Source organism: Candidatus Methanoplasma termitum, assembly GCF_000800805.1.
Lineage (GTDB): Archaea > Thermoplasmatota > Thermoplasmata > Methanomassiliicoccales > Methanomethylophilaceae > Methanoplasma > Methanoplasma termitum.
Map to the genome: position 1 here is coordinate 261,331 of NZ_CP010070.1, position 14,136 is coordinate 275,466.

Annotated in this window: 8 protein-coding genes; 5 read left to right on the forward strand and 3 right to left on the reverse strand. The window is 49.1% G+C overall.

Translation table 11 applies throughout. From position 1 onward, the window contains the following. Positions 1–302 precede the first annotated feature (302 nt). Positions 303–4,394 (forward strand): hypothetical protein, encoded by a 4,092-nt coding sequence (locus Mpt1_RS01240; RefSeq protein WP_148305789.1) that lies wholly within the window; start codon positions 303–305, stop codon positions 4,392–4,394. Between the two features lie 411 nt (positions 4,395–4,805). On the opposite strand, the gene Mpt1_RS01245 is transcribed toward Mpt1_RS01240, so the two are convergent. Further along, positions 4,806–5,939 carry an IS110 family RNA-guided transposase gene (locus Mpt1_RS01245; RefSeq protein WP_048111096.1) on the reverse strand — a complete coding sequence of 378 codons (1,134 nt, stop codon included), beginning with the start codon at positions 5,937–5,939 and terminating at the stop codon, positions 4,806–4,808. Positions 5,940–6,257: 318 nt separating this feature from the next. On the opposite strand from Mpt1_RS01245, the gene Mpt1_RS01250 reads away from it, so the two are divergent. The 4 genes from Mpt1_RS01250 (at position 6,258) to Mpt1_RS01265 (ending at position 11,766) form a co-directional block, all read left to right on the forward strand. After that, a complete protein-coding gene (locus Mpt1_RS01250) occupies positions 6,258–6,761 on the forward strand; it encodes a hypothetical protein (RefSeq protein WP_048111503.1) in 504 nt (167 codons plus the stop codon). Positions 6,762–7,089: 328 nt separating this feature from the next. Continuing rightward, complete coding sequence (locus tag Mpt1_RS01255; protein WP_148305790.1) at positions 7,090–7,602, forward strand: hypothetical protein; 513 nt, start codon at positions 7,090–7,092, stop codon at positions 7,600–7,602. A 328-nt stretch (positions 7,603–7,930) separates the two neighbouring features. Continuing rightward, the gene (locus tag Mpt1_RS01260) at positions 7,931–9,751 is read left to right on the forward strand and encodes an ABC-F family ATP-binding cassette domain-containing protein (protein ID WP_048111505.1); all 1,821 of its coding nucleotides are present in this window, start codon (positions 7,931–7,933) and stop codon (positions 9,749–9,751) included. Positions 9,752–10,029: 278 nt separating this feature from the next. After that, complete coding sequence (locus Mpt1_RS01265; protein ID WP_048111506.1) at positions 10,030–11,766, forward strand: cation:proton antiporter; 1,737 nt, start codon at positions 10,030–10,032, stop codon at positions 11,764–11,766. Positions 11,767–11,778: 12 nt separating this feature from the next. Here the strand turns inward: Mpt1_RS01265 and nifV are convergent, their stop codons facing one another. Together nifV and Mpt1_RS01275 are read right to left on the reverse strand one after the other, a co-directional pair. After that, positions 11,779–12,954: a homocitrate synthase gene (nifV, locus tag Mpt1_RS01270; protein WP_048111507.1), complete on the reverse strand. Its 1,176-nt coding sequence runs from the start codon at positions 12,952–12,954 to the stop codon at positions 11,779–11,781. 130 nt (positions 12,955–13,084) lie between these two features. Further along, entirely contained in the window at positions 13,085–14,113 is a 1,029-nt protein-coding gene (locus tag Mpt1_RS01275; RefSeq protein ID WP_048113606.1) for an mRNA surveillance protein pelota, read from the reverse strand. Positions 14,114–14,136 lie beyond the last annotated feature (23 nt).

Genomic DNA, 14,136 nt, shown 5'->3' on the forward strand with positions numbered 1-14,136 from the left:
TTAATATTATATACTCCTAACTACTACATAGCTCGTACACAAGGTGCCATAGGTACTATTGTGGACAGCCTTTCGCAACCTGCGAAGAACGCGCCCGTAACATGCGGGTGGTACGGTCGGGCGGAACCAAAGGTAAGGGATGGAAAAAGAAGGACAGAATGGGAAGGGAGTAGCATGATTGTTATTCCGCCGACCTGAGCCGGATCATCCGTTATTTTTTGGCAGACCCGACTTGTTCTCCTTGTTGTTCGAGAGGCAGGAAATACATACTCAAAGAGGATGATTCCAATATGAGAAACGAAATGAAAAGAAACAACAAGATGCTTCTCGCGCTTGTGGTCGTTGCAGCCCTTGCAATGGTCTCTGTTGCCGGCATTGCTGTCAGTGAGAAATCTGACGCAGCCAACAGGATTGACCAGATGAACGGCGGATTAACGATCTTCGACGGCAGCGACAGCAGTCTCAATGCCCGCTTCTTCATCCTGCCCAATCAGGTTGCAGACGGCGGCATGCAGTACGTGAAAATCGCACCCGGAGTAACACTCTCCGGTACGATTACAGTAGGAACAGCAGATAATGTGAACGGTGCAAACTATAAGGAGTATGCATCCGTGACCCTTACCGGAGTCAGCAATGCGGTATTCAACCTGTTGATGGCGCCCGATGGAAAAGGCGGACTTATGGGAATAATCATGGTCGGAGACGCCGCAGATGTCAACCTGGCAGCTGCGACCCCTGACAAAGTTATCACCAACTACGCCACCACAACTGGTTCCATCGAGCTCACAAACGGTGCGTTGGTACTGGGTGCAGTCAGACCCATAAGCGAAGGCGTCATCGGTGCTCTCGCACCCTTGTGGAAAGATGCACTCGCAGGTTCTACAGCCACAGATAACATCGGCGGTAACGTCGGCAGCAGGATCTTCGGCATGGTAGACACAACCAGCCCGACATACGGTGCTAAATTGATTGCCAACCTGGTCACATTCAATGTTCCTGACTGGAAGACAGTAATCAACATACCCGTGATACCCGGCGGTGTCGCACCCTTCACAGGAACCGTTAAAGCCGGCGACTCCCAGCTCTCCACAGCGTATGCGTACGGTGCGAGAGTAGGTCTCGTAGACGGCAAGGCAACTGTGTTCGGAGAGGTAGTCGCAGATGTAGCGAACCTCCCCTGGAAAGCGGTGAAGTACCCTGTTAATAATATCAATACGACGGCTGTTGATGAGAGTCAGGTTTATAATGTGCTCGGAACACCCACTATACCTGTAGTGGCACCCGGCACAACAGTGGCTCCTTTGGACCCGGTAACGAACAAGGCAATAAGCCTGTACATACCCGCTCAGGATTTCTCTGAGAGGAACATAAAATTCGTTTCAGGTAGCTGGAGCGTCGCAATGCCCACAGGTTTCGCAACCCGGGACGGTAACTACCTCCGCCTTGTGAACATCAACGGAGTGGTCGAAGCGGCAGCAACCGTAATTGTCGGTGACAACATGCCGCAAGTAGGCGATGTGACCATAGCGATCAACGAGTTCGTTAGACCCGCAGACCCAACCTCTGCGGTTCAGGCAACTTCCGATGATATTCTCTGGTTGATACCTGCATCAGGGGCAGCGCTCGGGCCGGTTCAGGCAGTAGCGGGTCCCGCTGCGCCTGCGAACAGCACATTCCGGTTTACGTTCCTCGGTGTCGCGCTGAACACACCGTATACCCTTGTTGGTATCGTTAACGGTCTGCCTTACCAGTCCACAATGACTGTGAACGGAACCGGCGCCAACTATAGCGCAAACGTAACAGCCAACAGGGCAAACGGTATTGTCACAGACGGTACAGTCCTACCCGCTTTAGGTCTTGACCTGAAAGGAAACGACCTGACCTATAACATTGCTGGAATGGGTTCATGTACGGCAGCCTGGAGCACAAACACAGGCAACCTGACAGTAACCAAGAACGACGCTACTACCGGACTCATAGTCGGTGCTAACGACGCAAAACAGGCCGGCGCGACATTGTTCGCACTGTTCAACCAGGGCGGAGTAACAAGGATGTTCATGACAGACCTGACTCCGAACACAGCGCCCGCAACAACCAATGACGGATTGGTCACAGCCAACACCTCTGGTGTCGGATTTGTCGCTCCTTTCCCTCAGCCTATGCCTACACAGGGAAGACTCACAAACGTTGAGGTCCTGCCTGAAAGTAAGGTAACAACATTTGAGTTGTCGACACAGGCCTATGACAGTACGTTCGCAGGCGCTTACTTCGCACCTGACGGATACACGTTCACTGTGAAAGGTTACATGAACTTCATGTTCACGAACGACAGCGCTCCCGAAATAAAGGGAATATTCGTTCAGCCGTCAGACTATGCCAATGTAACATTGCCGCTGGTCGGTATAGTGCCGCCCGCAGCTCTTACGGGCACGAACGGTACGGTCTACAACATAAACCTTGAGGGAACAGGTACAATCGAATACGGAGCCGTACCTCAAATAGAGCCGGATCTGGTCTTCCACCCCATGTATGACGTAACAAACCTCAATGCGGTATTCTACGTTGAGAACGTGGGCACAGCACCTGACAAAACAACATACTACTACACAACACTCGAAAACGCACTCGCAAACAGCAATGAAGTAACAGTCGTCGGATGGATATACATCCTCGAGGATCAGACACTTCAGGGTCATGTAAAGACCAGCGCAGGTGTGCTGCAGCTTGCAGACAACACAAAGATCAACATATCCGTGAACTCCGGTCTCCAGATCGGTCTGAAGGCTTACAATGTAAACGGAAAGACCGTAATGGGCTGGAAGGCCCTTTGGCCGTTCGGCGGAATCGTCATACCTGATCAGTCCTACAACCCGGTAGTGAACCTGCCGGAAGGCACAGTGGTCGAGAAGACAACAACATCATCGCAGTACCTCGTCCAGTTCGGACAGGCTGTCTACGATGTGAAGCCTGAGTACGACATCAACACACCTCTCGCAGAAGTCCTTATTGTGGGTGCCAAATACATCTATACAGACCTGTGGACAGCACTCAACATATCCGTAAGCGGTGACACGATCAACTTGCTCGTGTTCCCCAGAGAAGTGGATGGAAACCCCGTGACCTTCCCTGACTTCAGCGGTGCCATTCTGGATCAGAACGGAACGCTGAAAGCCGGTGTAAAGCTTGTGGACGACCAGAACGCTGAACTTTGGGTGGCAGAAGGAGTAGTACTCCTTGCGAACGGATCGATACAGTCGACACAGCCCATGGCGATCGACGGAACGATAATAGTCGCCGGTAGTGATGCCAACCAGTCTAAATTCACAGATGGAGCTCAGGCAACATTCGGTCAGAACGGCGGAATCAATGTCTCAGAGGGCGGAGTGCTCCTTGTTGACGGAGACACCACCGCTATCATCGGAGCCGCCGGAGTCGGAGCGATCAAAGTTGACGGAACAATGAATGTGAAGGGTGCCTCTGTTTCGGCAGACATCATACAGATCGCGGGCACAGTAGATGCCACGGCAGGATCGACGGTTGAAGCATTCTTTGCTTTCATCATCGGTAAGACACCTACTTTGGTGTCCGAGCCGTACACCAACACCGCATCTGTGAAGGGACCGACATCCGTATACCTTGTTGACTACATCGCAGTCGTATTCGGCGACCTCTCAGTACCCGCATTCGCAGACTTAGCATACACAGACTATGTCATCCCCAGTGTCCCTAACGACATCATGTCAATGGGAATTCCGAAGCTGGCATCGGATGTGCTCTATGCGACCGTATATGGAGACAACGGAAACCTGCCCTCGTTCATGGTCAAGCCGCTCAACTTTACAACCGCCCTTAAGGATATCATAATATTCGGATGGAGCGATGTAAGAGACGGACAGACGGATGTGGTCGGGAACGATGTACTTCCTGTAGGAACCTATGACACAGTATATGCCATATGGGACTGGAAGACAGTCGCGATCACCCTCGCTAACTACGCAGGTGTGAACTGGACAGCATACTCGAAGCCGGTAGGATGGAGCAACACTGCGGCCAACCAAGGTAACGGTAACCCCAACGGTTCCGGTACCTTCTACGTCCCATACAACATGGTGATCGTCGTAAGTGCAGCCCCCAACGCAGGTTTCGGAGACACAACTGTTCAGGTCAAGTTGAACGGTGTGAACTTCACTAACGGAGGAACACTCAAGGTTACTGAAGAAGCACTCTTCACTGCGGAGAATCTGTCTACGACCCAACCGCCCGTCACCACCCCCGAGAAGGATGGCAAGAGCGGTAGCAGCTGGTCTGACCCGATGGTGATCCTCCTGATCATCATCGTCATCATCATCGCTATCATTGCAATTGTGGTTGCGGCGAAGTTGCTGAGGTCTTAATCTGGTAGAAGGTAAAAGGAATCATCCTCAAAACAGAAAAACAAACAGGGGAGAAATCCCCGCCTTAATCTTTTTATTCCATTAAAAGTTGGTCTGTCACCACTATAGCCACTCGTTTTTGATAAAGGTTGTTACCGCATCCGCTGATCCTACCCATAAAAACAACCTAAGGTCGTCCCCATGTTCCGATGCCGACCGTGGAGGCATCGGTCTGTGATATCCATTAACCCATGCGGTCGGGTCCCCCGCAGTTCCGCATCATCGATTTATTGCCCGGCCCCGAAGGCCATTTCCGCGTTCCCGATATGCCCGACGATACTGTATCGATTTTCTAAGCGACCACGAAGGCCAAAAAGAAGCCGACATCCTTTCCCGTCCGGCTGTGCTTCACCGCATCCCGATCGTTCATGATCATTCTGTCTGCGCTGCCTCCATCTCATCCTCTATCTCGTCGGAATCGGCGAGATATCTTGTCACAGCCATCACTGTCGGGTCTGCGGAATACTTCCTGTCCCGGGTCACCATGGCCCAGATCATACGGGCCATGGAATTCGCACATGCCACCAACGCCTCGTTGTGATGTTTGCCGTTGGCCTTCAGACGTTTGTATTTCTCGGATATGAACGAGTCCGCATGGTTTATGTGAACGAACGTTGCCTGGCACAACAGCCTCCTGAGTTCTGGGTCCCCTCTGCGGCTGATCCCGCAGTTCTTCGGTCTGTCGGCGGATTCGTCAAGTTTGGGAGTTATACCGGCAGATGCGGCGAATGCCCGCCCATCCACGAAACGTGTCATATCATCGGCCATGCACGTGACATACGCCGCAGACAGGATACCGAATCCGGGGACCGACCAAACGATATCGAACATCCTGTTGCCTTCCATCCTGTATCGGATCATCTTCTCCGTCTGAGACTTCCTCGCTTTGATACTCTCGGCCTTCGCCGCATCCAGAATGAGAATGTGGTCCCCCGTTGCCTTCAGCTCCCTGAGGGCAAGAACACAGGTGATGTCGGAGTAATCGCGGGACAGCTTCATTCCTCTTATCAGAAGATGGGATCTGATCTGTTTTTTCAAAGCGGTCAGATCGTTCCTGTCGTTGATATCGAACCTGCACAATTCCCTCTGCACCAGCACCTCCCGCGAAGGCATATGGGCGACGGCGAACTCGATCTCCCCCATCAGCCGCCTGCGCATATACCCCGCCAGTTCAGCAGCGTCGTTATCATCGTTCTTTGTTTTGGACCTGGTTATCCTGTACAGGTCGGCGGCATGGGCCACCGTCACTCTGAACCCGAGATTGGTCAGCATCCAATAGACGTCGTGAGACTTGGTCGAATTCTCTATCAGAATATACGCATCCTGACCGTGAAGACGGTTCGTCAGTCCTACCATTCCCGCAGCGTCCGAAGGGAACCTCCGGAAATCGGCGTTGAATCTTTCCAAAAAATCCAGGTTCTTCTTTCTCGGCTCTTCTTTGCCTGCGTACACTGCAAACGCCGCACATTTTTCCTTATGCACATCTATCCCGATCGCTATTTTCATCTATGCGTTCCTCCTCCAAAACAGAGGACCGCTTCCGTACGCACCGGAAATCGGTTATTTTATAACCTTGCCGCCCATCATACATACGGTCTGTGGTTTTCTGTTGTGGTAAACTAATATCACAGACCAACTTTTAATGAGGGCGGATTTTCTTATGTCCCTGTTTCTTCAGTGTTTTTTCGTTCAAAGTTTTCTGATTACTCTGAACACATAAATTCTATACTAATACAGAATAGATTTATTTTAAATACTTTTTAAGCGTCTACATAAACAGAAAGCTAAGGGGGGCGATCTCAATAGACAATAGGGGAAAATGAAATGAAGAAAAAGAACATTGCAATAATTGTCGTCGTTGCGTGCATCATTATCTTATCCTCCGTCGTGCTCTATGAGAAGGCAAACGAACCGCTCCCAGGGAGCAGGGACCCGTACTATGAATATTACATTGACTATGGGAATCACGAGACCGATACATTGCAAAATGGGTGGATAGGAAAAAGCACCAACGTCAAAAACCCACTTTTTGTATTGCAGGAATTGACCAATGCTATTGTGGATTCGGATGGAAGGATCATTTCTATCAACGGAGTCGCACCCGATCAAAATGCAGGTGAAAGGTGGGTCATATGGAAGTATGACCATATGGCCTATTATGACGATTACAGTAACCGGTGGGTAAAAATGGATGCGATGCCGCAATACGTATTCGGCATGGGAACAGACTATTATCTGGGATTAACGCAGGTCAATCCTGTTACGAACATTCCTTCTCTGAATCCCAACAATGGGGGTATTGAAGCGACACAACCAACAGACTGTTAAGAAAACATCTTTGTCTGTTGGTTTTCTATTCTAACTAAAATGCGCGATTATGTTGTAGTAATAGCAATGATGCTATTGCTGTCGTTATTATTGCGAAGCAACACCTCTCCAGAGTGTCTACTATGATAAGATATTTAGACGATATGCCGACAGGATATAGTGTAACGGACACTTACTATTTCGAAGATGGAGTGTGGAAGTATGCTACGTAAAAAACATTATAGGGAGTTCAATACCATTCACATTAAAACGCAGCGGGACAAGAATGGCCGGGAAAGATATCTCCCGAGAGGAGCGCATTCATCGCCCGATACAAAACGGTGAAAAAATGAAGGTAAAACTAACTATGGTAATCATTGCCGCACTCATCGTTGTCATTGCAGGCGTGGCCTCTGCTTTTATTATCGAAAAAGAGAACACCAAAAAAAGTGAAGAGCCCATCGACGACTTTCACCTTTACTTCTACATCGATTATGGGAATGGCGGAACGTCGGGGCAGCATGTCAAACCCAGACCAACCATCGCAACCGTGCAACATGACAGCCCGATCGATGCGTTAAAAAAAGTAACCGATACGGAGTTCAGTGCGAACGGGGATATAATTTCAATCAACGGCATCTCGTCCGACCGGGAAGGTGAAAAGTGGGTGATATGGGGGGTTGAAAAAATAGGCAAAGACAATGAAAGATGGAAACTGTTGGATTCAAAACTCGGAGATGTGACCTACAGTTACGGGGGAACGTTCTATTTGTGTCTGACAAGCACCGATCCCATAACAAACGAACCGGGTTTCGATCCGAACTCGCTGGATTGGGGAGGACTGATAGTCACGATCGATTAATGAAACAAAAAACCTTTTTCATTTACTTTACCGAAAACGCGAATTCGCCCCTCGAAAAAACATTTTCAGAACGAGTGTTTTTGATGGATTTTCTGGGAATGATCGGTTACTTTTCACGAATTCGTCAACCCCAAATATAACCCTCTCTGGGGAAAGATTTGTTCCTGAATACTATATGCTTTCACAATTTGCATACCAGACCGCACTTTTAATGAGAGATCATTCAATAGAGTTAGGTAATACACAATATTCGTCAAGATACACCCTATGTCTGGTGAACGCAGGCTCCAATAAATATAATAAAATAACTTGAACGGATTTTGAACTCATGCTTCTCAAAGCCCAAGCCGTTACGAAAGCGTTCGGTCCCGTCAAGGTCCTTACCGATGCCAGCCTTCAGATCAACGAAGGCGACAGCATCGGACTGATAGGAATAAACGGCGCCGGGAAGAGCACATTTTTAAAGATCCTGCTGGGAGAGATCAAGCCCGATACCGGCGAACTGACCCGCTACACAAATAATATCGGATACCTCGAACAATTCCCGGAATCATCATCCGAATTCACCGTACATGATGTTCTCGGAAGACCATACGGTCACATCGAGAACATCAAGAAGAAGATGCGGGAGATCGAAGAAGCGATGGCATCCGGCGGCAATGTGGATTGGAACGCCCTCGCCGCCGAGTATTCCAAACTGGAAAGGGACCTGAAAGCTTCAGATGTTCAGGACGAAAGCAAATTGATCAAAGTTCTTAAAAAGGTCGGTCTTTCCGAGAATATAATGGGCCGGACCATGGACTCTCTCTCCGGGGGAGAGAGGACCAAGGTCATGCTCTCCAGGATACTTGTCCAAGCCGACGACTGCGACATGCTCGTAATGGACGAACCTACGTCTCACCTTGACGTAGAAACAGTGGAGTGGCTGGAGGACTATCTCCTCAAGACCCACTGCTCTGTCTTGGTTATAAGCCACGATCGTTATTTTTTGGACAAGATAGCAACCCGTATGACCGAGATATCCAACGGTAAAACAAGAGAGTACAAAGGCAACTATACCGACTTCATAACGAAGAAAATGTTAGATCTCGACCGTATGGAGAAAGAATACAAAAAATACGTAAACAACAAGAGGAGACAGGAAGAGATCGCCGAGCAGCTTCACAAGGACCAATGGTATCTCACCACCCACAAAACAAGGAAGAAGCTCATCGATAAGATGGACGAGAAGGAAAAGCCGGAAGAGAACAAGGAGATCACAGTAAGGATCCAAGCCGCACACAAATCAGGGAAGAACGTCATCACATGCAAGGACCTCTCCGTGCAATTGGGAGGAAGGACCATCCTCGAGAACGTAGAGCTGGATATTCAAAAGGGAGACAAGATCGGAATATTCGGATCCAACGGCGAAGGGAAATCCACACTCATCAAAGCATTGCTGGAAGAGATACCCAGCAAAGGTGAATTGTGGGTAGCTCCGGGTGCGAAGATAGGATACTATTCTCAGAACCACGAAGGCCTGAACCTTATGCTTACGGCCGAAGAGCAGATAATGTCGGTCATCGGAAAGGAACGCAGAGGAGACGCGAGGAGCATCCTATCAAGGATGCTTCTGATGGGGGACGACGTGGAAAGGCCGATCAAGACCCTTTCCGGCGGCCAGAGGGCGAGAGTTGCGCTCTGTATGCTCTTACTGCAGGAAACGAATGTTCTTATTCTCGACGAACCGACCAACTACTTGGACATACCAGCAAGGCACGCCGTCGAAGAAGCGCTCAATGAGTATGACGGTACAATTATCACCATCACCCATGACAGATATTTCTTGGACACTGTGTGCACGAAGGTCATCGAAGTAAAAGACAAACATATCACCATGTTCAATGGAACATACTCTGCAATGAGAGGCCGACCGAATACAAAAGAGGTCGTCATGGATGCCGACGAGTACAAAGTGATCGCACCTTTCACGAATTGGGTAATAAACAAGAAATACGCCAAGAATGACAAGGTATTGATAACTCCGGCCGAGATCGGCGGATTCCAATGGGCGCTGGATCAAGGGAAGCTCAAGAAGACGGGCGGTCGTCAGAGGAAGAAAGTATCTGCGCCGGAAGAGCCGGAAAAAGGACCTAAGATGGGAACGTAATATAACAATGGCGACGAGCAGAGTGCGGTACCGACTGGTATGCCCCTGCCGGAAGACCTCCGCAATGCTCAATATCAACTTACTTTGCGTTATTTAAATAATGCTATGAACTGATTGCAATCCGACATATTGACATTAATTAGTAAAAAAGCAATCTCACCCCTCACAAACTGGGTAATAAGGATTAACAATACAAACAGTTTATTACAAATAAGAATATACACAAATCAGCGGGTGTGTCATTGGAGGCGGAATCAACATTTCCATTTCTTTTGAGCATGACAATACTTCTGCTTGTAGCGGGGGCATGCTCAGTTATATTCAAGAAATTGAAGATGCCGCCGATAATAGGATACATCGTGGCAGGAATAATAATCGGGTATTTGTTGTTCAACGGGTACATCTTTCAGGACCAGAAAGAGATCGCTAATATGGAGGAAAACGTAAAACTCCTCGCGAATATGGGACTGGTCCTGCTGATGTTCGTTGTCGGCATGGAACTCAATTTAAAGAAGCTGAAGAAATCGGGTGCATTTGCCATAATGGTAGCATTGATACAGATCCCTCTGATGGTCGCCGGCGGATATCTCTTTGGGATCCTTATGGGATGGGGCATGATCCATGCGATACTTTTTGGTGCCATCATTTCCGGATCGAGCACGGCGGTCGTGACGATCGTGCTCAAAGAACAGGGGAAACTTTCGAAAGAGGATATAGAGTCTATTGTCCTTATAACGGTGATCGAGGATGTTGCACAGGTCATCATCCTTTCAATGGCGACGCCTTTGCTCATCGGGGGCTCGATGGAACTTGACTCCGTTGTGTGGATGATCATAATAATCCTCACGTTCATGAGCGCAGCCGTTGTGATAGGGATAATAACCGTCCCTCGGGCGCTTGAATGGATCGCATCAAAGATGCCGGACGAGGTCCTGTTGGTGACGGCTTTAGGGATATGTTTTGCTATGGCCTTGTTATCAGTTGTGATCGGGATGTCGATGGCCATCGGCGCATTCCTAATGGGTGTGGTGGTCTCTCAGTCCAGTTCCAGGACCACAATCGAACACGATATAACGCCGATGAAAGACATATTCATGGCGATGTTCTTCATTTCCGTCGGCCTTCAAATAACGCCGGGCGGCATAATAAACAATATTGTTATGGTGGTGACGATATTCGCGATATATACTATCTTAAAGACAGGCAGCGTGTTCTTTGCATACTTCGTCGGCAACAAGACCCTTCGCGTAGGATTCATATCTGCTGTCAGTCTGGTCGCGATGGGAGAATTCGCATTCATAATAGCTTATGCCGGGTTAGAAGCGGGCGTCCTGTCGAACGATTTCTATACCGCGGTCGTAAGTGCGGCGTTGGTGTCAATGGTCGCTCTGCCGATATTGTCGCACAATGCAACTAAAATATGCGATTATGCAGGCACACATGCCCCAAAATCCGTTCTAAGTGCTGCCAATAGGGTGGAAACATTCCGCAACGATCAATATGCAAGGTTGACGCTGACCTCAAAACATACAGCATCCAAATTCAAAGAAAAAGTGGTCTATGCCTATGCTTTTATACTTTTGTTAGCTGTGATAGAAGCAATATTCTTCTTTTTCTCAACCGACCTGGCAGAGTTCATCAACAGGAACACTGTCAGCATGATCACGTTGGATATAAGCTATACCATCGTACTGATGGTGAATTTTGTCATTGTCGCGGTCATTCTGTACAAGGTGGTGAGGAACCTCAAATTCGTAGGAAAGGTTCTTCTGGATGCAGAAAGAAAGGCGGGCGTATTGAGCAAACCGAAACGCGCGACCTTAAAGGTCCAAAAAGCATTCATCAGAGTGAACAATTGGGCGTTGGCCCTTGTGGTGACTTTTATAATCATCGTTTTGGTGCCGAATGGCGCAGGGATCATAGAACACATTTTTGCAATGCTCGGCGGAATGGGATTGATCGGAATATTCTACGCCTATAAGCAAATAACAACACCCACAGGCGGAAAAAGGTAAAAAAAGAAGTTTTCAATCCTCGAACGGGTCTTCGCCGTTGATCATGTCGTTATACATAACGAGCAGTTCATCGGAAGATATGCTTCTGTGAAGCTTTACAGAGCCCTTCCTGACCCTTTCCAGAAGATCTATCGCTTCCTGATCGGAGAGCTTTATGCCCCTGTGGGACAGGTCGGTGACGATCGTGTTCCTTCCGGAGTGTTTGCCGATCACTATGCTTCTCTCGAGGCCGACCTCATGAGGATCGTAAGGCTCGTAGTTCTTTGCATCTTTTATTATTCCGTCCGCGTGTATCCCGGCCTCGTGCGCAAAGCAGTTCGATCCGAGGAACGGCTTGGAGACCCAGATGGGCCTTCCTGCGGCGATCGAGACGAACTCTCCTAGCGGCCTCAGCTTGAGCGGATCTATTCCCGTACTTTTGCCGAACAGGTGTTTGCATGCCATCACTGCCTCTTCAAGCGGAGTGTTGCCAGCCCTTTCTCCGATGCCCATCACTGTCGTGCTGAGGAATCTTGCGCCGGCCTTTACGCCTGCCATGCAGTTCGCGGTCGCCATGCCGAAGTCGTTGTGCGTGTGCATCTCCACTTCGATGCCCACCTCTTTGATTATCCTTTCAACTCTCGCAGCGCATGTGAAAGGGTCCTCTCTACCTATGGTGTCGCAATATCTAAGCCTGTCTGCACCGGCATTCTTGGCGGTCTTTGCGAATTTTATAAGGAAGTCCATATCTGCCCTGGAAGCATCCTCTGCGTTGCATGAAATGTATACTCCGTGGGATTTGGCGTGCGAAACGCATTCATCGATCTGCTGAAGGACCCATTCTCTGCTCTTTTTGAGTTTGTGCTGTATGTGAATGTCCGATGAGGACAGAGAAATGGCTACTGAATCGACATCGCAGTCGAGGCTGGTGTTGATATCGTCAATGTTCGCGCGGTTCCAGCCCAGTATTGACGCGTTGAGTTTCATGCGCGCAATGTGTTTGACCGCTTTCTTCTCGTCGGCACCCATAGTGGGTATCCCGGCCTCGATCTGCTGGACTCCCGCTTCATCCAGAAGTTGGGCGATCCTATACTTCTCCACGTTAGAGAATACGATTCCCGCCGCCTGCTCCCCGTCTCTGAGCGTGGTATCGCAGACGCAAACGTCGTACTTGTTCAATATGTCACGAACTTCATCTGCTGTTTTCATTTTAATTCCCCTATTTCTCTATCTGAGAGAGAATATCTACCGGTTATATAACAGAATCCTTAGTGTCTGTTCACAATTAAAAGTTTTCTGAGCATTTTATTTGTATATTGAGATTTTCTGCTAAGGAGGGTTACCTTTTATATCTAAGCAGAGCGCCCATCCCGCCGAGCGCCGAAAGCTCTTTTCCCGAATCGTGTTGTCCAGATATGACGAGGACCTTTCCCTGCTGCGATTCGATCGTTCGGATCAGGTTGTCAAGGTCCTGTTCTCTGAGTTTTGAATCCAATATCAATAAAGTATCTACGGCTCCGGCATCTGCCGCGCTTCTTATCTCGTTGGGACCATAGGTCGCAAGCCCGTCCTTGCCGATCTCGCACATCAGTCTCTCGACCGCCTCCATCTCCACGCCGACAGAGGATTCTCTCAGGATGTTTGCCCCCATCCCGGTCTTGATCAGTTCGTTGACACCCACCATTCCCGATTGTCCGGTGTGGTGTACGTGTATCCCCTTGAATCCGGCAGATTTGAGTTCCGTTGCAAGGGATTCTTTTTCGAACCCGGGGCCGAGCAGCACTATCGGCATGTTATCTGCCGCAAGAGGCTCTATTTTTGATAGTATCTCGCTGTGATATCTGTCCTCTTTGGATCTCTCGTCGTATTGTTTCCCGGATCGCATTGATCTGATGGTGGCGATCTCTTTCAGCCCGAACTGCCTCAGGACAGCGATCGTGGCGTCATCCTGGTCAAGTGAAACGAACAATATCTTCGGTTTTCTGGAGTCCCTTACCGCTCTGTCCAGTCTTTCAAGCTGTGAATCCTTCCATTTGGTCTTTGTTATAAGTATGTCGTCACCGGTCTCGAAGATAAGCGTATGATGCTGGCCGATGTCCTGCGGTCCCGTCTCGATGACTCCCAGGACCCTCAGTCTGATATCGTCCTCGGAGAACTCCATCTTCTCCACCCTTATCCCGAGGGTCATACGCTTTTTCTCCGATCTCTCTGCTCTGAGCTTGTCTGCGGCCTTTTCTTCCCTTCTTGTTGTAGAGGCGGTGACCAGATCTCCCACCGTAAGAACATTGAAGAGATGCCAGACATCCTCATCTGCCTCCAGCATTATCCTAATGTTCCCATTGTTGGCATCCTTATCAAGAATCCGCATGACCATCCTAAAGGCCTTTCTCT